The sequence below is a fragment of the Pseudomonas sp. PWP3-1b2 genome (assembly GCF_049896045.1).
Classification (GTDB): Bacteria; Pseudomonadota; Gammaproteobacteria; order Pseudomonadales; family Pseudomonadaceae; genus Aquipseudomonas; species Aquipseudomonas antarctica_B.
In genome coordinates this window covers 1-18706 of the sequence record NZ_JAFCTN010000041.1, presented here as the reverse complement: position 1 = coordinate 18706, position 18706 = coordinate 1, and the positions used below count along the sequence as shown (strand labels likewise).

The following is an 18706-nucleotide window of genomic DNA, read 5'->3' as shown; positions in this document are numbered from 1 at the left end:
GGGCGAACAGTTAGATCACCACATTGCGCACGAAGCGCACCGCCACCTCGCCGTCATTGCGATAGCCGTGGGCGTGAAGGCTGGCGAACATAAAGAACTCACCGGCGGCGACGTGTTTTTCGTCGCCATCGACGATCAGGGTCAGGCTGCCTTCGAACACAAACAGCTGCACGCTCCAGCCTACCGGGTCCGGCTCGGGGCTGTAGCGATCACCCGGCTCCAGGCGCATTTCCCACAATTCCACTTCACGCCTGGCATTGGCCCTGGCCAGCAATACGGCTTTGCTGCCGGGAATATCGCCAGCCCACGCCAGTTCGTTGATGCGGCTGTGATCGGGCGCGTCCGGGGCCTGGATCAGGTCGCTGAACGCCACGTTCAGGGCCTCGGCAACGCGATCCAGGGTGGACAGGCTGACATTTTTCTCGCCCGCCTCGATGGCCACCAGCATGCGCCGGCTGACGCCGGATTTTTCCGATAGCGCGGTTTGGCTCAGGTCCGCAGCATGGCGCAGCCGACGGACATTCTGGCTCACGTGTTGCAGGACCGAAGCCCGTTGTGGATTTTCTTTGTGCACTATATTGCTCAATGGGTGGGTGTGCGCAGTATACTGCCCAGCGTGCGGCGCATTGTGCGGTCCGTGCCTTTCCCTTGCAAGACCGAGCCGCCATGACTGCCCCGAACTCCCCTTCGCGTTTCAACCGTTTCAGCAAAGCCGAATGCATCCTGGTGGTGATCACGATGATCTGGGGCGGCACCTTTTTGCTGGTGCAGCACGCCATGACCGTCAGCGGGCCGATGTTTTTTGTGGGCCTGCGGTTTGCCGCAGCGGCGGTTGTGGTGGGCTTCTTTTCCTTGCGCACCCTGCGCGACCTGACGCTGTTTGAATTGAAGGCCGGCGTGTTTATCGGCGTGGCGATCATGTTTGGCTATGGCCTGCAGACGATTGGCTTGCAAACCATCTTGAGCAGCCAGTCGGCGTTTATCACCGCGCTCTACGTGCCGTTTGTGCCTCTGCTGCAATGGATGGTGCTGGGCCGTCGCCCGGGGTTGATGCCGAGCATTGGCATCATGCTGGCGTTTGCCGGGCTGATGCTGTTGACCGGGCCTGCGGGCGCTTCGCTGAATTTCAGCCCCGGCGAAATCGCTACGTTGATCGGCGCAATCGCCATTGCAGCCGAGATTATTTTGATCAGTGCATTTGCCGGGCAGGTCGATGTGCGCCGGGTGACGGTGGTTCAACTGGCCACGGCGTCGGTGCTGTCATTCATGATGGTGGTGCCGATGGGCGAGCGGTTGCCGGGGTTCTCGTGGCTGCTGCTGTTCAGCGCGGTGGGCCTGGGCTTGACCAGTGCGGTGATTCAGGTGGCGATGAACTGGGCCCAGCAGAGTGTTTCGCCAACGCGGGCCACGTTGATTTATGCCGGGGAGCCGGTGTGGGCTGGCGTGGTCGGGCGGATTGCCGGCGAGCGTTTCCCGCCGATTGCGATGCTGGGGGCCGCGTTGATTGTGGCGGCGGTGATTGTGAGTGAGATGAAAACCAAGGCGCAGAAGGCTGTTGAACTGCAGGATGCGTTGGAACAGGAGCGTCAGGGCTGAGGTCCGAGTGCTGTGGCGCCCGTTGGATCGCTATCGCGGGCAAGCCCGGCTTCCACAGGGAACGGTCAGCTCTGAAACACCTGCATATAGGAAGTTTCGGCCTACCTTGTAGGATCCTGCCACATCTTGCCGTTTGGTGATCGAGAAAGCGGCACGTATGATGCATCCCAAACTCCCGCAGATTAGAAGCCTATGTCCCTGATAGTTCTACTGCTTCTGCCTTTTATCGGCAGCTGTCTGGCGGCCTTGCTGCCGCACAATGCACGTAACACCGAATCCCTGCTCGCCGGCCTGGTGGCGCTGATCGGCACCGTTCAAGTCGCCCTGCTCTACCCCCAGATCGCCCACGGTGGCGTGATCCGCGAAGAATTCATGTGGTTGCCCAGCCTTGGGCTGAACTTCGTGTTGCGCATGGACGGGTTCGCCTGGCTGTTCTCGATGCTGGTGCTCGGCATCGGTACGCTGGTGGCGCTGTATGCGCGCTATTACATGTCGCCGGACGACCCGGTGCCGCGCTTCTTTGCGTTTTTTCTGGCCTTCATGGGCGCCATGCTCGGGCTGGTGATCTCCGGCAACCTGATCCAGATCGTGTTCTTCTGGGAACTGACCAGCCTGTTTTCATTCCTGCTGATCGGTTACTGGCACCACCGCGCCGACGCACGGCGCGGTGCGTATATGGCCCTGATGGTCACCGGCGCCGGGGGCTTGTGCCTGCTGGCGGGCGTGATGCTGCTGGGGCATATCGTCGGCAGCTACGACCTCGACCAGGTGCTGGCGGCGGGCGATCAGATTCGCGCGCATTCGCTGTACCCGGTGATGCTGGCGTTGGTGCTGATCGGCGCCTTGAGCAAAAGCGCGCAGTTCCCGTTCCATTTCTGGCTCCCCCACGCAATGGCGGCGCCGACGCCGGTTTCAGCCTATTTGCACTCGGCCACGATGGTGAAGGCCGGCGTGTTCCTGCTGGCCCGCCTGTGGCCGTCGCTGTCCGGCAGCGAAGAATGGTTCTGGATCGTCGGCGGCGCCGGCGCTATTACCCTCCTCCTCGGCGCTTACTGCGCCATGTTCCAGAACGATCTAAAGGGCCTGCTGGCCTACTCCACCATCAGCCACCTTGGCCTGATCACCTTACTGCTGGGCCTGAATAGCCCGCTGGCCGCCGTCGCTGCGGTGTTCCATATTCTCAACCACGCCACCTTTAAAGCCTCCTTGTTCATGGCGGCGGGCATCATTGACCACGAGAGCGGCACGCGGGATATCCGCAAGCTCAGCGGTCTGGTGCGGTTGATCCCGTTTACGGCGACGTTGGCGATGGTTGCCAGCGCCTCGATGGCGGGTGTGCCATTGCTCAACGGCTTCCTGTCCAAGGAGATGTTTTTCGCCGAAACCGTGTTTATTTCGTCGACAGCCTGGGTAGAAATCGCCCTGCCCGCCATTGCGACCATCGCCGGCACGTTCAGCGTGGCCTACGCGCTGCGCTTTACGGTCGATGTGTTCTTCGGCCCCGCCGCCACAGACTTGCCGCACACCCCGCATGAGCCGCCGCGCTGGATGCGTGCGCCGGTTGAATTGCTGGTGTTCACCTGCCTGCTGGTGGGGATTTTCCCGGCCCAGGTGGTCGGTTCAATCCTCGCCGCTGCTGCCTTGCCAGTGGTGGGCGGCGTGCTGCCCGAATACAGCCTGGCCATCTGGCACGGCTGGAACGCGCCGATGATCATGAGCCTGGTGGCCATGTGTGGCGGCGTGGTGCTGTACCTGATGCTGCGCAAGCAACTCAAGCGCGGCCGCTTCAAATACCCGCCGATCATCAGCTACTTCAATGGCAAGCGCATGTTCGAGCGCTGCCTGGTGGTGATGATGCGCGGCGTGCGCAAGATCGAAAAACGCATGAGCACCAAGCGCCTGCAAACCCAGTTGTTCCTGCTGGTACTGGCGGCGGTGATCGCCGGGTTGATCCCCATGCTCAACAGCGGCCTCAGCTGGGGCGACCGGCCGAAGATTCCGGGCTCCATCGTGTTCGTGACCCTCTGGGTGCTGGCAATCGCATGCGCCCTCGGCGCCGCCTGGCAAGCCAAGTACCACCGGCTGGCAGCCCTGACCATGGTCAGTGTGTGCGGGCTGATGACCTGCATCACCTTCGTGTGGTTCTCGGCGCCGGACCTGGCGCTCACGCAATTGGTGGTCGAAGTGGTCACCACCGTGCTGATCCTGCTGGGCCTGCGCTGGCTGCCACGGCGGATCGAAGAAGTCTCGCCATTGCCGGGCTCGCTGCGCAAGGCGCGCATTCGCCGCCTGCGCGACTTCCTGCTGTCCACCGTGGTCGGCGGCGGCATGGCGTTGCTCTCTTACGCGATGCTGACGCGCCAGACGCCCAACGACATTTCCTCGTTCTACCTGAGCCGCGCGCTGCCCGAAGGCGGCGGCAGCAATGTGGTGAACGTGATGCTGGTGGACTTCCGGGGTTTCGACACCCTCGGCGAAATCACCGTGCTCGGCGCCGTGGCACTGACCGTGTACGCCTTGCTGCGGCGCTTCCGCCCGTCCAGGGAAAGCATGCAACTGCCCGCACAACAGCGCCAACTGGCGCAGGACGTGGCGACCGATTTGGTCAACCCGCGCCAGGCCAGCGATACCGCGCTGGGCTTCATGATGGTACCGGCGGTGCTGGTGCGCCTGCTGCTGCCGATTGCGCTGGTGGTGTCGTTCTACCTGTTTATGCGCGGCCACAACCAACCGGGCGGTGGTTTCGTCGCAGGCTTGGTGATGTCGGTGGCGTTTATCCTGCAATACATGGTCGCCGGTACGCAGTGGGTCGAGGCGCAGATGAGCCTGCGGCCGATGCGCTGGATGGGCTTCGGCTTGCTTTCAGCCACGCTGACCGGGCTCGGCGCGCTGTTTGCCGGGTACCCGTTCCTCACCACCCATACCTGGCATTTCAGCCTGCCGGTGCTGGGTGACATCCATATCGCCAGCGCCTTGTTCTTCGACGTCGGCGTGTACGCCATGGTCGTCGGCTCGACGCTGCTGATGCTCACCGCCCTCGGTCACCAATCCGTGCGGGCGCACAAACCGAGCAACCAGGCCAAAGCCGTTGCCGCTACGGAAGGAGCCGCCTGATGGAAGAAGTCATCGCAATTGCCATTGGGGTCCTGGCGGCCTCCGGCGTCTGGTTGATCCTGCGGCCACGGACCTTCCAGGTCGTGATGGGCCTGTGCCTGTTGTCATACGGGGTCAACCTGTTCATTTTCAGCATGGGCAGCCTGTTCATCGGCAAAGAGCCGATCATCAAGGACGGCGTGCCGCAAGACTTGCTCAACTACACCGACCCCTTGCCCCAAGCCCTGGTGCTGACGGCCATCGTGATCAGCTTTGCCATGACCGCCTTGTTTCTGGTGGTGCTGCTGGCCTCCCGTGGCCTGACCGGCACCGACCATGTAGACGGCCGGGAGCCCAAGGAATGAATTGGGTCAACCAACTGATCGTCGCGCCAATCCTGCTGCCGCTGCTGACCGCCGGCCTGATGCTGATGCTCGGCGAAAAGCGCCGGCCGCTTAAGGCTCAGATCAATCTGGTCTCGAGCATGCTGGGCCTGGGTATCGCGATTCTGCTGCTGTACTGGACGCAAAAAGGCGGCCCCGGCTCGATTGGCGTGTACCTGCCCGGCAACTGGCAAGTGCCGTTCGGCATTGTGCTGGTGGTCGACCAATTGTCGGCACTGATGCTGGTGCTGACCGGGGTCATCGGCGTGAGCGCGCTGCTGTTTGCCATGGCGCGCTGGGACCGTGCGGGCACCAGTTTTCACGCGTTGTTTCAGATTCAGATGATGGGGCTGTACGGCGCCTTCCTGACCGCTGACCTGTTTAACCTGTTCGTGTTTTTCGAAGTGCTGCTGGCCGCGTCCTATGGCCTGATGCTGCACGGCTCGGGCCGCGCGCGGGTGTCGTCGGGGCTGCATTACATCGCGATCAACCTGCTGGCCTCGTCGCTGTTTCTGATTGGCGCGGCGATGATCTACGGCGTGACCGGTACACTGAACTTTGCTGACCTGGCGCTGAAAATCCCGCTGGTGCCTGAGGCCGACCGCGGCCTGTTGCACGCCGGTGCGGCGATTCTGGCCACGGCATTCCTGGCCAAAGCCGGCATGTGGCCGCTGAACTTCTGGCTGGCGCCCGCCTATTCCTCGGCCAGTGCGCCGGTGGCGGCGATGTTCGCGATCATGACCAAGGTCGGCGTGTACACCGTGCTGCGCCTGTGGACGCTGCTGTTCTCCGGCCAGGCCGGTGCCTCGGCGTTGTTCGGCGGCGACTGGCTGGTGTACGGCGGCATGGCGACGATTATTTGCGCGGCACTGGCGATGATCGCAGCCCAGAGGCTGGAGCGTATGGCCAGCCTGAGCATTCTGGTCTCGGCCGGAATTTTGCTGTCTTCAGTCGGTTTTGCTCAACCGAGCCTCACCGCTGGCGCGTTGTTCTATCTGGTCAGTTCCACCCTGGCATTGAGCGCGTTGTTCCTGTTGGCCGAGCTGATCGAGCGTTCGCGCTCAGCCAACGATTTGCCGCTGGATGAGGAAATCGATGCGCTGCCCAAAGCCATGGAATCCCTGCACCCGCGTCCCGGCGTGAACCTTGATGACGAACAGAAAGCCGTCGTCGGCCAGGTGATTCCGTGGACCATGGCGTTCCTCGGCTTGAGCTTTGTGGCCTGTGCACTGCTGATTATCGGCATGCCGCCGTTGTCCGGGTTTATCGGCAAGCTCAGCCTGTTGAGTGCGCTGATCAACCCAATGGGCCTGGGCAATGCGGTGGATGAGCCGATCCGCCCTGCCGCGTGGGGCCTTGTGGCGCTGCTGATCCTCTCCGGGCTGGCCTCGCTGATCGCCTTCGCGCGCCTGGGGATCCAGCGTTTCTGGACCCCGGAAGAGCGCCCATCGCCCCTGCTGCGCCGTTATGAGTGCGTGCCGATCTTCTTCCTGCTCGGCCTCAGCGTGCTGCTGACGTTCAAGGCCGAACCGTTGATGCGCTACACCCAGGGCGCCGCCCAGAGCCTGAACAACCCCGAGAACTACGTGATGGCCGTCATGGCAACACGCCCGGTGCCAAGCCCTGAAGCCAAGGCCGCCGCGCTGGAGGTGCAGCCATGAAGCGCCTGTTTCCTGCCCCATGGTTGTCGCTGGCATTGTGGCTATTGTGGCTGGTGCTGAACCTGTCCATGAGCCCCGGCAACCTGTTGCTCGGTGCACTGCTGGGCTTGCTTGCGCCGCTGCTGATGGCGCCGCTGCGGCCTTTGCCGATCCGCATTCGTCGCCCTGGGGTGATTATTCGTCTGTTCTTCCGGGTGGGGCGTGACGTGATCATCTCCAACCTCGCCGTGGCCTGGGGCATCCTGACCTGCGGCGCGCGGCCGCCACGTTCCGGCTTTATCAGAATCCCCCTGGACCTGCGCGACGCCAACGGGCTGGCCGTGCTGGCGATGATCACCAGCGTCACGCCCGGCACGGTCTGGTCGGAACTGGCGCTGGACCGCAGCATCCTGTTGCTGCACGTGTTCGACCTAGAGGATGAAGCGCGCTTTATCCAGCACTTCAAACACGACTACGAACGGCCCCTGATGGAGATCTTCGAATGAGCGCCCTGCTCGCCAATGCGATCCTGTTCAGCCTGTTCCTGTTCTCCCTGGCCATGGTGCTGACGCTGGTGCGCCTGTTCAAAGGCCCTTCGGCCCAGGACCGGGTACTCGCGCTGGACTACCTGTACATCCTGGCGATGCTGATGATGCTGGTGCTCGGCATCCGTTACGCCAGTGACACCTACTTTGAAGCGGCGCTGCTGATTGCGCTGTTTGGCTTCGTGGGCTCGTTTGCCCTGGCGAAATTCCTGCTGCGTGGCGAGGTGATTGAATGATGCCGTTATGGGTGGAAGTGGTGGTGGCGGTGCTGCTGCTATTGAGCAGCGTATTCGCGCTGATTGGCGCGGTGGGGTTGTTGCGCATGAAGGACTTTTTCCAGCGCATGCACCCGCCGGCACTGGCCTCGACTTTGGGCGCGTGGTGTGTGGCGCTGGCGTCGATTATTTACTTTTCGACGCTCAAATCCGGCCCGGTGTTGCACGGCTGGCTGATTCCGATTTTGCTGTCGATCACGGTGCCGGTGACCACGTTGCTGTTGGCGCGTACGGCGCTGTTCCGCAAGCGCATGGCCGGTGACGATGTGCCCGCCGAAGTCAGCAGCCGCCGCTGAGCCCTGAAGTAAACACGGTCAAATGCGGGAGCTGGCTTGCCTGCGATAGCGGTGGCCCAGCCAATCTATTCGGTGGCTGACACACCCTCATCGCAGGCAAGCCAGCTCCCACATTTGGATGGGTGTCAGGCAAAAGATCGGATGTGCGCCGCCAATTCCGCCAGCGCCGCATCATCCGCCCGCGCATGGTCATGGGACGAAATATAGCCTTCATAAGCCTCGAAAAACTTATCCACCTTAGAACTCAACGGTTTGAACGCACTGTCCGAACGGGTCCCATGCATGGGAAACAACTTCGCATGCAAGTGATCCACCCCGTACCCCTCCAGCATCATTCCCGTGCGCGCCACATCGGGAAATGCCCGATCAATCTGCAACGCGGTTTTCTTCGCCGCCACCACCAGCCCGGCCAGCACCTCATCCGACTGCGCAAACGCGTAGCTGCCGTAGTGTTGCTTGGGGATAACCACGCTGAAACCCGGGGTGTTGGGGAAGATCGAGAGGAACGCCATGTGCTGCTCGTCCTCCCACAGAATGTGGGCGGGAGAGGTCTTTCGAACGATGCTGCAAAAAATACAATCCATTTAAATCACCGCCAGTTTCATCATGGGTTTGGTCGTGTGGGCCATCTAAAGCTACGATTCGGCGCGTCAAACATGTCATTGCAAATACAGTGACCGGGGTATCGTTTCTCAGCGTTGGCTAGTGGATCTCATACTCCAGGAGATTTGCAATGATTAAAGACAGTCTGAATCCGCCGCAGAGATTAACCATTATTTGAATCCTGAACCTCAGCGCCAACACAACTCAGAGCGTAAAAACTGTGGGAGCGGGCGTGCTCGCGAATGCGGTGCATCAGCCACCAAATCCATCAACTGACCCACCGCATTCGCGAGCAAGCCCGCTCCCACAGTTCTGACCGAGTAAGACTTCACCATCTTCATACACTGGTCCGCTTCTCTGTGGGAGCTGGCTTGCCTGCGATGCAGACACCTCGGTACATCAGGGCAAACCGGGTTGATGCCATCGCAGGCAAGCCAGCTCCCACATTTGGATCGCGTGTACCCCGCACAAAAAAACGCCCCGAACCAGTCGGGGCGTTTTCTATTCAGCAATCAGCGATCAGGCTTGATCAGCCAACCGCCACGTCGTCCCACCCTTTCCGTCTTCCAACACCACACCCATCGCAGTCAGTTGGTCACGAATCCGGTCAGACTCCGCCCAGTCCTTGTTCGCCCGAGCCGCCAAACGCGCCTGAATCAACCCATCCACTTCAGCCGCATCCACACGCCCTTCCGCGCCCGCTTGCAGGAAGTCATCGGCTTCCATCTGCAACACGCCCAGCACACTGGCCAGCTCTTTCAAACGCGCCGCCAAACCCGCCGCCGCGTCGAGATCACTCTCACGCAACCGGTTGATCTCACGCACCATCTCAAACAGCACCGCACAGGCTTCCGGCGTACCGAAGTCGTCGTTCATCACCTGGGTAAAGCGCTCAACAAACGCTTCACCGCCTGCAGGCGCCACGGATGGCAAGCCTTTCAACGCATGGTAGAACCGCTCCAGGGCGCCCTTGGCGTCCTTGAGGTTATCTTCCGAATAGTTGATGGCGCTGCGGTAGTGGCTCGACACCAACAAATAGCGCACCACTTCCGGATGGTACTTTTCCAGCACGTCGCGAATGGTGAAGAAGTTGTTCAAGGACTTGGACATCTTCTCGCCATTGATGCGGATCATGCCGCAGTGCATCCAGGCGTTGGCGTAGGTCTTGCCGGTGGCGGCTTCGCTTTGGGCGATTTCGTTTTCGTGGTGCGGGAACTCAAGGTCGCTGCCGCCGCCATGAATGTCGAAGGTCTCGCCCAGGCAGCAGGTGGACATCACCGAGCATTCGATGTGCCAGCCCGGACGCCCGGCGCCCCAGGGCGACTCCCAGCTCGGCTCGCCGGGCTTGGTGCCTTTCCACAGCACAAAATCCAGCGGGTCTTGCTTGGCTTCGTCAACTTCGATACGCGCACCGATGCGCAGGTCTTCGATTTTCTTGCGCGACAGCTTGCCGTAGCCCATGAACTTGGCGACGCGGTAGTACACGTCGCCGTTGCCTGGAGCGTAGGCGTAACCCTTGTCGATCAGGGTCTGGATCATCGCGTGCATGCCCGGGATGTGGTCCGTGGCACGCGGTTCCATGTCGGGCTTGAGGATGTTGAGGCGCGCCTCGTCCTCGTGCATCGCCGCAATCATGCGCTCGGTCAGCGCGTCGAACGACTCGCCGTTTTCGTTGGCGCGATTGATGATCTTGTCGTCGATGTCGGTGATGTTGCGCACATAGGTCAGGTCATAACCGCTGAATCGCAACCAGCGGGTCACCAGGTCGAAGGCAACCATGCTGCGGCCGTGGCCGATGTGGCAGTAGTCGTACACGGTCATGCCGCACACGTACATGCGCACCTTGTTGCCATCCAGCGGTTTGAAGACCTCTTTGGTCTTGCTGAGTGTGTTGTAGATCGTTAGCACGAGAGTTCCTTAATCACTGGCCCCACGAATCACGCAAGGTCACGGTACGGTTGAATACCGGATGACCGGGTTTGGAGTCCTTGATATCCGCGCAGAAGTAACCTTCGCGCTCGAACTGGAAACGGTCTTCCGGCTGTGCGTCGCCAAGCGATGGCTCGGCACGACAACCAGTGAGTACTTGCAGGGAGTCAGGGTTGATGTTGTCGAGGAAACTCGCGCTGTCTTCGGCCTTCTCGGGGTTGGCCGAACGGAACAGGCGATCGTACAAGCGCACTTCGCACTCGATGCTGGCCGCAGCCGGCACCCAGTGAACCACGCCTTTGACCTTGCGGCCTTCAGGGTTCTTGCCGAGGGTTTCCGGGTCGTAGGAGCAACGCAGTTCGACGATGTTGCCATCGGCGTCCTTGATCGCTTCGTCGGCACGGATCACGTAGCTGCCACGCAGGCGCACTTCGCCATTCGGCTCCAGGCGTTTGTAGCCCTTCGGCGGCTCTTCCATGAAGTCATCACGGTCGATGTAGATTTCACGGGCAAACGGCAGCTTGCGCACGCCGAGTTCTTCTTTTTGCGGATGACGCGGCAGTTCGAGGTTTTCGACCTGGCCTTCCGGGTAGTTGGTGATCACGACTTTCAACGGGCGCAGCACGCACATGGCGCGCGGGGCGTTTGCGTCGAGGTCCTGACGGATGCTGAATTCGAGCATACCGAAGTCAACCACGCCGTCGGAACGGTTGGTGCCGACCATGTCGCAGAAGTTGCGGATCGACGCCGGGGTGTAGCCGCGACGGCGGAAGCCCGACAGCGTCGACATGCGTGGGTCGTCCCAGCCGTGCACGTGCTTCTCATCCACCAGCTGCTTGAGTTTGCGCTTGCTGGTGATGGTGTAGTTCAGGTTCAGGCGGCTGAATTCGTACTGACGCGGGTGCGCCGGAACCGGCAGGCTGTCGAGGAACCATTCGTACAGCGGGCGATGGCTTTCAAACTCCAGGGTGCAGATGGAGTGCGTGATGCCTTCGATGGCGTCCGACTGACCGTGGGTAAAGTCGTAGTTCGGGTAGATGCACCACGTGTCACCGGTTTGATGGTGATGGGCGTGGCGGATGCGGTACATGATCGGGTCGCGCAGGTTCATGTTCGGCGAGGCCATGTCGATCTTGGCACGCAGTACACGAGCGCCGTCCTGGAACTCGCCGGCCTTCATGCGGGCGAACAGGTCCAGGTTCTCTTCAACCGAGCGGTCACGGAACGGGCTGTTCTTGCCAGGCTCGGTCAGGGTGCCACGGTATTCCTTGGCCTGTTCCGGGCTCAGGTCGTCGACGTAGGCCTTGCCGGCCTTGATCAGCTCGACGGCCCAGTCGAACAACTGGTCGAAATACTTGGACGCATAGCGCACTTCACCGGACCATTCAAAACCCAGCCATTTGATGTCGCTTTCAATGGCGTCGATGTATTCCTGGTCTTCCTTGGCCGGGTTGGTGTCGTCGAAACGCAGGTGCGTGACGCCACCGAATTCCTGGGCCAGACCGAAGTTCACACAGATCGACTTGGCGTGACCGATGTGCAGGTAGCCGTTGGGCTCTGGCGGGAAGCGGGTGACGATCTGCGTGTGCTTGCCCGAATCCAGGTCCGCCTGGATGATCGGGCGCAGGAAATTGACCGGGACGGCAGGTCCGGCCTTGGAATTCGAGGTAGGGTCGACAGTGGGCTTGCTCATAGGATCCTTGAACAGACAAGTACGTGGCCGGGCTAGGCCGACAAAACAAAGGCGATATCATAGCCGATGCTGTCAAGTACCTGACAGAGCGCGGCCAAAAACTGCTGCATTTATTGCACCGGCGGTAAAAAACCACCTCGAAATTCCTGCAGGGCACGCTAAACTGCGCGCCTTGGCCGCAATTTCGCCATACCGGTCGTGGTGCCAGGCACCCAAACCCACGAATTCCCTGAAAAGAGTAATGAACATGACTCAAGTCAAACTGACCACCAACCACGGTGACATCGTCATCGAGCTGAACGCCGAGAAAGCGCCGATCACCGTCGCCAACTTCATCGAGTACGTGAACGCCGGCCACTACGAAAACACTGTTTTCCACCGTGTCATCGGCAACTTCATGGTCCAGGGCGGCGGTTTCGAGCCTGGCATGAAAGAAAAGAAAGACAAGCGCCCAAGCATCCAGAACGAAGCGGACAACGGCCTTTCCAACGACAAGTACACCGTCGCCATGGCCCGTACCATGGAGCCGCATTCGGCCTCCGCGCAGTTCTTCATCAACGTCGCCGACAACGCCTTCCTCAACCACACTGGCAAGAACACCCAGGGTTGGGGTTACGCGGTATTCGGTAAAGTCACCGAAGGCCAGGACGTCGTTGACAAGATCAAAGGCGTGCAGACCACCGGTAAAGCCGGTCACCAGGACGTTCCGGTAGAAGACGTTATCGTCGAGAAAGCCGAGATCGTTGGGTGATATTACTGATTTCAGATTTGCATCTGGAAGAGGAACGCCCGGACATTACCCGGGCGTTTCTGGATTTGCTCCACGGCCGCGCCCGTGGCGCCCAGGCGTTGTACATTCTGGGGGACTTTTTTGAAGCCTGGATTGGCGACGATGGGATGACGCCTTTCCAGCGTTCGATTGGCGAGGCTCTGCGCGAGCTGAGCGACAGCGGCACCCCGGTTTTTATCATGCACGGCAACCGCGATTTCCTGATCGGCAAAGCGTTCTGCAAAGCAGCAGGCGCCACCTTGCTGAAGGACCCGAGTGTCGTGCAGTTTTACGGCGAACCCGTGCTCTTGATGCACGGCGACAGCCTCTGCACCCGCGACGTCGGCTACATGAAGCTGCGGCGCATTCTGCGTAACCCGCTTGTACTGTTTATTCTGCGCCATCTGCCCTTGCGTACCCGCCATAAACTGGCGCGCAAACTGCGCAGTGAAAGCCGCGCGCAGACGCGCATGAAGGCCAACGACATTGTTGATGTAACGCCCGAGGAAGTGCCGCGGGTAATGCAGCAATTCGGCGTGCGCACCCTGGTCCACGGCCACACGCACCGCCCGGCGATCCATAAGTTGCAGATTGGTGAGCAAGCGGCCAAGCGCATTGTGCTGGGGGATTGGGACAAGCAGGGCTGGGCGTTGCAGGTGGATGAGCAAGGGTTTCAGTTGGCGGCGTTTGATTTTGTGAACCCACAGCTGGCACTGCCTGGCGCCTGAACCTCAAACACCCCCGATCCAATGTGAACAGAGATCAAAATGTGGGAGCTGGCTTGCCTGCGATAGCATCACCTCGGTACATCTGCTACACCGAGGTGTCTGCATCGCAGGCAAGCCAGCTCCCACACAAGCCAGCTCCCACATTTTTGACCGCGTACATCCCATGATCAGTGGCCGGAGGCCTCAGGCCCGGCCTTGGCGCCGAACGGCGGCTTCGCCAGCCATACCAGCAACATCAGCCCCATGAACATCCACCCCAGCAGCGTGAAGTAATCCACGGTGGACATCATGTACGCCTGGCTGGTGAGGATCTGATCCAGCTGCGCATACGCCTTCTGCCCTGCCCCACCCAGCGCCTGCAAGGCGTCGCGGGTCGCCGAGTCGTAGGTGGTCATGTTTTCACTCATGTACGCATGGTGCTGGTCTGCCCGGCGAATCCAGATCCAGGTGGTCAGCGACGCCGCAAAGCTGCCGCCCAGCGTGCGCAGGAACGTTGCCAGGCCAGCACCGTCGGCAATTTGCGCCGGCGGCAAGTCGGACATCAGGATGGTCAAGGTCGGCATAAAGAACAGCGCCACGCCGATCCCCATGAACAACTGCACCATCGCGATGTGCTGGAAGTCCACCTCATTGGTGAAACCGGCCCGCATAAAGCAGCTCAAGCCAATCGCCAGGAACGCCAGGGCGGCCAGCAAGCGCAGGTCGAACTTGTGCGCGTACTTGCCGACAAACGGCGACATCAGCACCGGCAAAATGCCGATCGGCGCCACTGCCAGGCCTGCCCAGGTTGCGGTGTAGCCCATCTGGGTTTGCAGCCATTGCGGCAGGATCAGGTTGATGCCGAAAAAGCCCGCGTAGCCGAGAATCAACACGATGGTGCCGATGCGGAAGTTGCGATACGCGAACAGCCGCAGGTTGACCACCGGGTGTTTGTCGGTCATTTCCCAAATAACAAACACCGCCAGGGCAACCACCGAAATTGCCGCACCAATGATGATGAAATTCGATTCAAACCAGTCGAGGTCGTTGCCCTTGTCGAGGATGATTTGCAGAGCGCCAACACCAACGATCAAGCTAAGCAAGCCGATGTAATCCATTGGCTGGTAACTGGTGACCACCGGGCGCTTCTTCAATTGCGAGCGCACCACTATCACCGCAAAGATGCCGATGGGCACGTTAATGAAGAAGATCCACGGCCAGCTGTAGCTGTCGGTGATCCACCCACCCAGAATCGGTCCGGCAATCGGCGCCACCACCGTGACCATGGCGAGTAACGCCAGGGCCATGCCGCGTTTTGCCGGTGGATAGACCGCAATCAGCAGGGTCTGGGTCATCGGGTACAACGGCCCCGCCACCAAGCCTTGCAGCACGCGAAAGCCGATCAGCTCGGGCATCGAGGTGGAAATACCACACAGGAACGACGCCAGCACAAACAGCAGGGTCGCCCAAAGAAACAGCTTCACCTCGCCAAACCGGCGGCTTAACCAGCCGGTCAGCGGCAAGGCGATCGCGTTACTCACCGCAAACGAGGTGATCACCCAGGTGCCTTGCTCCGAACTTACGCCCAGGTTGCCGGAAATAGTCGGCAACGCCACGTTGGCGATGGTGGTGTCGAGCACCTGCATAAAGGTCGCCAGCGACAGGCCAATAGTGGCCATCAACAGGCTGGGTGGCGTGAAGGAGGCGTTATTGCTCATCAGCGTTGCGCAGCCTTGGGAGCCGCGGCACTGCTGTTGTCATGAATCAACTGCGTGATCATGGCGTCGGCTTCGGCCAGTTGGCGGTCGTACACGTTAGTGGTGAACGAGGCCTTCTGCGGCGCCTGTTGCGCCAGCACCGGGCCGCTGGTGTCGTGCAGGTCCACCGTGACTACCGTGCTCAAGCCCACGCGCAAAGGGTTCTTGGCCAATTCTTCGGCATTCACGTGGATGCGCACCGGTACCCGTTGCACGATCTTGATCCAGTTACCCGTGGCGTTCTGCGCAGGCAGCAGGGCAAACGCGCTGCCGGTGCCGGCGCCGAGGCTGTCGACAGTGCCGCTGTACTTCACATCGCTGCCGTAGATATCCGTTTCGATATCCACCGGTTGGCCGATACGCATGTCGCGCAGTTGGGTTTCCTTGAAGTTGGCGTCGATCCACAGCTGATTCAGCGGAATCACTGCCATCAGTGCAGTGCCCGGCTGGACCCGCTGACCCAATTGCACGGTGCGCTTGGCGACATAACCGGTGACCGGCGCAATCAAGGTGCTACGCGCATTGGCCAGGTAGGCCTGACGCAATTGCGCGGCGGCGGCCTGCACATCCGGGTGCGATGAAATCACCGTGTCATCGACCAGCGCGTTGCTGGTCTTGAGTTGTTGCTCAAGGTTAGTCAGCGCGTTTTTTGCCGCCGTCAGGCTGTCACGGGCATGGGACAGCTCTTCCTGAGAAATCGCCCCGCCCTGGGCCAGAGTTTTACGACGGTTATAGTTGTCCTGAGCCGTCTGCACGTCGGCTTTCTGTGCATTGACCTGGGCTTTCATCCCATCGACGTTGCTGTACAAACCACGCACCTGGCGCACGGTGCGGGCCAGGTTGGCCTGGGCACTTTGCAGGCCGACGGCGGCGTCGTTCGGGTCGAAGTTGATCAGCACCTGGCCTTCATGAACCAGGTCGCCATCGTCAGCGCCGATGCTCACCACGGTGCCGGTAACCAGCGGGGTGATTTCCACCACGTTGCCGTTTACATAGGCATCGTCGGTGCTTTCGCTGAAGCGCCCGTAGAATTCATACCAGCCCCAGACGCCCACGCCGCAGAGAATCACGATCAGCGCCAGGCCGATCAGCAAGACTTTGCGTTTGCGCGGGTTGCTATCTTCTTTGGGTTGCTCTTTGGGTTGTTCGTGTGTGTTGTTGCTGTCGGCAGTGGCCATGACAAATACCTCAAATTATTCCGTACGGGTGGCGGGACGGGTCGTGGTCGCGGCCACGTTATCGGCGTTAAATCCGCCACCCAGGGCTTGCATCAATTGAATCGACAGATCGATTTGCGCGGCATTCAGCGTCGCCAGCTGACGCTGGGCCTGCAGCAGTTGCTGCTCGATGCTGAGCACGTCCAGGTAGTTACCGATACCTGAGCTGTAACGCTGAACGCCGGTGTCGTAGGACTGCTGGGCGATGTCTGCGGCGTGTTGCTGCGCCTGGATCTGCCGCCCGGTTTCACGCAACTGCACCAGGCCGTTGCCGATATCGCCCAAGGCTTGCACCAGGGTTTTGTTGTACTGCGCCACGGCCAGGTCGTAATCGGCATCGCGGGCATCGAGGTCGGCACGCAGGCGGCCACCGTCGAAAATCGGCAACGAGATCGTCGGCGCAATGCTGAAGAAGCGGCTGGCCGAACCGAACATCGCGTCACCCAACAACGATTCCGCCCCGGCGCTCGCGCTCAGGTTGAGGTTGGGGTAGAAGCGGGTTTTGCTCGCAGCGACGTTTTTGCTTGCGGCCTCGACGCGCCAGCGGGCGGCGATCAGGTCCGGGCGACGGCCGAGCAACTCAGCGGGCAGGACGGAGGGCACGGCCACAGCGCTGGGTTTCAGCACGTTCGGGCGCGCCAGCTCACTGCCCCGGTCGGGGCCTTTGCCGAGTAATACGGCCAGGCTGATCTTGGCGCTCTGCAGTTGTTTTTCCGCATCGATCAGTTGCGACTGGGAGCTGGCTTCGAGGCTTTCAGTTTGTTGGTACTGGTACTGGCTGTCGATGCCGGAACTGAGGCGACGCTGGCTCAATTCGAGCATCTGGCGGGTGCGCTTGAGGTCGTCATTCGCCAGGTCACGCACGATGTGCGCCTGGCCCAGATCGCTGTAAGCCTTGGCCACGTTGGCGGCCAGGGTCAGGCGCGCGGCCTGTTGATCGACTTCGGCAGCACGGGCTTCGCCCAACGCGGCTTCCCAGGCGGCGCGCTGGCCACCCCAGAGGTCGAAGTTGTAATTGAAGCTGGCACCGATGTTACGCACGGTGGCGTAGGCATCGCCCTCGCCGCGTGGGTCCTGGTCCTTGGCCAGACGCGAACGGCTCACGCCGGCGCTGGCGTCCAGGGTCGGCAGGCGTGCGGCGTTGGCGGCATAGGCTGCGGCTTCGGCCTGATGGGCGCGGGCGCTGGCGACTTGCATGTCGGGACTGTTTTGCAAGGCTTCGGCGATCAACCCGTCGAGCTGTGGGTCGCCCAGGCTTTTCCACCAGTCGGCACTTGGCCAGGCGGCGCTTGAGAGGGTTACGCCGCTCAGGGTCTTGCCGGTTTGCAGGGTGTTGGCGTCGAGACGTTTGCCCTGGGTATCGAGGCCGCTGAAGTTGGCGCAACCCGCCATGCTCATTGCCACCAGCACCAGGCTCAGTGCGCGTGTGTTCATTGATTACCTACCCGCTGGATGACGATGGCGTCACCGGCAGCTATGAGAATTTTGGTGAGGATGGCTTCCAGGGTTTGCAACTCGCCCGGCGCCAACGCGCCGGCCAGTTCGTTCATCGACTGCGCGCCGATGTGCGGCAGCATGTCTGCCAGGCGTTGGCCGTCTTCGGTGAGCACCAGCTGGACCTGGCGCCGGTCGAGTTCGGAACGCTTGCGCGCGAGCAGGCCCTTTTGCTCGAGCCGGTCGAGCATGCGGGTCATGGAACCGCTGTCCAGGGACAGGTTGCGGCACAGCTCGGCCGGGGTGTCGATGTCGAATTGGGCGATGATGATCAACACTTTGAACTGCGCGGCGGTGACGCCGTGGGGTTCCATGTGGGTGTCGATGATGCGGTCCTTGAGCAGCGCAGCACGGCCCAGCAGCAGGCCTAGATGGCAGTTGCGGAAGCTGTCAGGGGTGTAGTGGGTCATCGGAAGTCACCTTATTACTGCCTAGGCAGTGAATGTATGACAAGATGTTACTGCTTAGGCAGCGAATGTCAAATGGAATTATTAGCTTGCTTGGTATTTTTGCGAAAGATGGGGATGGTTTTTGGGGGGGGGGGGGGGTGAGTGCATATCCGTTGCTGTGGTGACGGCTGCTTATGGTTCCGCTCTTACAGCGGCTCACTTTTGGAAAGACCCAAAAGTAAGCAAAAGGTCTTCGCCCCACCACTCGGCACCTCGCTTAGGCTCGGTGTGCCCGCACGCAGGCTTGAATCCGTGGGCCG

Annotated in this window: 17 protein-coding genes; 9 read left to right on the top strand and 8 right to left on the bottom strand. The window is 60.9% G+C overall.

The annotated features are described in order from the left end of the window. Positions 1-10 precede the first annotated feature (10 nt). Positions 11-574 carry a helix-turn-helix domain-containing protein gene (locus ACP7A2_RS21885; RefSeq protein WP_426135921.1) on the bottom strand — a complete coding sequence of 188 codons (564 nt, stop codon included), beginning with the start codon at positions 572-574 and terminating at the stop codon, positions 11-13. A gap of 92 nt (positions 575-666) precedes the next feature. Between ACP7A2_RS21885 and ACP7A2_RS21880 the strand changes: the two genes are divergently transcribed. From ACP7A2_RS21880 to ACP7A2_RS21850, 7 genes are all read left to right on the top strand, one after another. Then, the gene (locus tag ACP7A2_RS21880; RefSeq protein ID WP_426135920.1) at positions 667-1596 is read left to right on the top strand and encodes a DMT family transporter; all 930 of its coding nucleotides are present in this window, start codon (positions 667-669) and stop codon (positions 1594-1596) included. A gap of 192 nt (positions 1597-1788) precedes the next feature. Continuing rightward, complete coding sequence (locus ACP7A2_RS21875; protein WP_426135919.1) at positions 1789-4710, top strand: monovalent cation/H+ antiporter subunit A; 2922 nt, start codon at positions 1789-1791, stop codon at positions 4708-4710. Next, positions 4710-5054, top strand: coding sequence for a Na+/H+ antiporter subunit C (locus tag ACP7A2_RS21870; RefSeq protein ID WP_003192163.1), 345 nt, complete (start codon positions 4710-4712; stop codon positions 5052-5054). Before ACP7A2_RS21875 ends, ACP7A2_RS21870 begins: the two co-directional genes overlap by 1 nt. Then, entirely contained in the window at positions 5051-6733 is a 1683-nt protein-coding gene (locus ACP7A2_RS21865; RefSeq protein ID WP_426135918.1) for a monovalent cation/H+ antiporter subunit D, read from the top strand. The genes ACP7A2_RS21870 and ACP7A2_RS21865 overlap by 4 nt, the downstream gene beginning before the upstream one ends. Next, positions 6730-7218, top strand: coding sequence for a Na+/H+ antiporter subunit E (locus ACP7A2_RS21860; protein ID WP_426135917.1), 489 nt, complete (start codon positions 6730-6732; stop codon positions 7216-7218). Before ACP7A2_RS21865 ends, ACP7A2_RS21860 begins: the two co-directional genes overlap by 4 nt. Beyond that, the gene (locus ACP7A2_RS21855; protein WP_017527140.1) at positions 7215-7493 is read left to right on the top strand and encodes a K+/H+ antiporter subunit F; all 279 of its coding nucleotides are present in this window, start codon (positions 7215-7217) and stop codon (positions 7491-7493) included. The genes ACP7A2_RS21860 and ACP7A2_RS21855 overlap by 4 nt, the downstream gene beginning before the upstream one ends. After that, a complete protein-coding gene (locus tag ACP7A2_RS21850; RefSeq protein ID WP_426135916.1) occupies positions 7490-7828 on the top strand; it encodes a Na+/H+ antiporter subunit G in 339 nt (112 codons plus the stop codon). The genes ACP7A2_RS21855 and ACP7A2_RS21850 overlap by 4 nt, the downstream gene beginning before the upstream one ends. Positions 7829-7953: 125 nt before the next feature. Here the strand turns inward: ACP7A2_RS21850 and ACP7A2_RS21845 are convergent, their stop codons facing one another. From ACP7A2_RS21845 to ACP7A2_RS21835, 3 genes are all read right to left on the bottom strand, one after another. Continuing rightward, the gene (locus ACP7A2_RS21845; RefSeq protein WP_426135915.1) at positions 7954-8412 is read right to left on the bottom strand and encodes an HIT family protein; all 459 of its coding nucleotides are present in this window, start codon (positions 8410-8412) and stop codon (positions 7954-7956) included. Between the two features lie 538 nt (positions 8413-8950). After that, positions 8951-10339 carry a cysteine--tRNA ligase gene (gene cysS, locus ACP7A2_RS21840; protein ID WP_426135914.1) on the bottom strand — a complete coding sequence of 463 codons (1389 nt, stop codon included), beginning with the start codon at positions 10337-10339 and terminating at the stop codon, positions 8951-8953. A 13-nt stretch (positions 10340-10352) separates the two neighbouring features. Next, positions 10353-12053: a glutamine--tRNA ligase/YqeY domain fusion protein gene (locus ACP7A2_RS21835; RefSeq protein WP_426135913.1), complete on the bottom strand. Its 1701-nt coding sequence runs from the start codon at positions 12051-12053 to the stop codon at positions 10353-10355. A gap of 247 nt (positions 12054-12300) precedes the next feature. On the opposite strand from ACP7A2_RS21835, the gene ACP7A2_RS21830 reads away from it, so the two are divergent. Continuing rightward, positions 12301-12804 (top strand): peptidylprolyl isomerase, encoded by a 504-nt coding sequence (locus ACP7A2_RS21830; protein WP_348062013.1) that lies wholly within the window; start codon positions 12301-12303, stop codon positions 12802-12804. After that, positions 12801-13550 carry a UDP-2,3-diacylglucosamine diphosphatase gene (gene lpxH, locus ACP7A2_RS21825; RefSeq protein WP_426135912.1) on the top strand — a complete coding sequence of 250 codons (750 nt, stop codon included), beginning with the start codon at positions 12801-12803 and terminating at the stop codon, positions 13548-13550. Before ACP7A2_RS21830 ends, lpxH begins: the two co-directional genes overlap by 4 nt. Positions 13551-13717: 167 nt before the next feature. Here the strand turns inward: lpxH and ACP7A2_RS21820 are convergent, their stop codons facing one another. The 4 genes from ACP7A2_RS21820 to ACP7A2_RS21805 are packed head-to-tail and all read right to left on the bottom strand — an operon-like array spanning position 13718 to position 18407. Beyond that, the gene (locus ACP7A2_RS21820; RefSeq protein WP_426135911.1) at positions 13718-15247 is read right to left on the bottom strand and encodes a DHA2 family efflux MFS transporter permease subunit; all 1530 of its coding nucleotides are present in this window, start codon (positions 15245-15247) and stop codon (positions 13718-13720) included. Then, positions 15247-16464, bottom strand: coding sequence for an efflux RND transporter periplasmic adaptor subunit (locus ACP7A2_RS21815; protein WP_426135910.1), 1218 nt, complete (start codon positions 16462-16464; stop codon positions 15247-15249). Before ACP7A2_RS21815 ends, ACP7A2_RS21820 begins: the two co-directional genes overlap by 1 nt. A gap of 15 nt (positions 16465-16479) precedes the next feature. Next, on the bottom strand, positions 16480-17937 hold the full coding sequence (locus tag ACP7A2_RS21810; protein WP_426135909.1) for an efflux transporter outer membrane subunit: 1458 nt from the start codon (positions 17935-17937) through the stop codon (positions 16480-16482). Next, the gene (locus ACP7A2_RS21805) at positions 17934-18407 is read right to left on the bottom strand and encodes a MarR family winged helix-turn-helix transcriptional regulator (RefSeq protein WP_426135908.1); all 474 of its coding nucleotides are present in this window, start codon (positions 18405-18407) and stop codon (positions 17934-17936) included. Before ACP7A2_RS21805 ends, ACP7A2_RS21810 begins: the two co-directional genes overlap by 4 nt. Positions 18408-18706: the final 299 nt, after the last annotated feature.

Excerpts from the sequence above, each read along its gene's own strand:
- ACP7A2_RS21845 (WP_426135915.1), bottom strand. The coding sequence starts at position 8,412 with ATGGATTGTATTTTTTGCAGCATCGTTCGAAAGACCTCTCCCGCCCAC.
- ACP7A2_RS21830 (WP_348062013.1), top strand. The coding sequence starts at position 12,301 with ATGACTCAAGTCAAACTGACCACCAACCACGGTGACATCGTCATCGAG.
- ACP7A2_RS21835 (WP_426135913.1), bottom strand. The coding sequence starts at position 12,053 with ATGAGCAAGCCCACTGTCGACCCTACCTCGAATTCCAAGGCCGGACCT.
- ACP7A2_RS21875 (WP_426135919.1), top strand. The coding sequence starts at position 1,789 with ATGTCCCTGATAGTTCTACTGCTTCTGCCTTTTATCGGCAGCTGTCTG.
- ACP7A2_RS21865 (WP_426135918.1), top strand. The coding sequence starts at position 5,051 with ATGAATTGGGTCAACCAACTGATCGTCGCGCCAATCCTGCTGCCGCTG.
- ACP7A2_RS21880 (WP_426135920.1), top strand. The coding sequence starts at position 667 with ATGACTGCCCCGAACTCCCCTTCGCGTTTCAACCGTTTCAGCAAAGCC.
- ACP7A2_RS21805 (WP_426135908.1), bottom strand. The coding sequence starts at position 18,407 with ATGACCCACTACACCCCTGACAGCTTCCGCAACTGCCATCTAGGCCTG.
- ACP7A2_RS21850 (WP_426135916.1), top strand. The coding sequence starts at position 7,490 with ATGATGCCGTTATGGGTGGAAGTGGTGGTGGCGGTGCTGCTGCTATTG.
- ACP7A2_RS21870 (WP_003192163.1), top strand. The coding sequence starts at position 4,710 with ATGGAAGAAGTCATCGCAATTGCCATTGGGGTCCTGGCGGCCTCCGGC.
- ACP7A2_RS21860 (WP_426135917.1), top strand. The coding sequence starts at position 6,730 with ATGAAGCGCCTGTTTCCTGCCCCATGGTTGTCGCTGGCATTGTGGCTA.
- ACP7A2_RS21810 (WP_426135909.1), bottom strand. The coding sequence starts at position 17,937 with ATGAACACACGCGCACTGAGCCTGGTGCTGGTGGCAATGAGCATGGCG.
- ACP7A2_RS21855 (WP_017527140.1), top strand. The coding sequence starts at position 7,215 with ATGAGCGCCCTGCTCGCCAATGCGATCCTGTTCAGCCTGTTCCTGTTC.
- ACP7A2_RS21815 (WP_426135910.1), bottom strand. The coding sequence starts at position 16,464 with ATGGCCACTGCCGACAGCAACAACACACACGAACAACCCAAAGAGCAA.
- ACP7A2_RS21820 (WP_426135911.1), bottom strand. The coding sequence starts at position 15,247 with ATGAGCAATAACGCCTCCTTCACGCCACCCAGCCTGTTGATGGCCACT.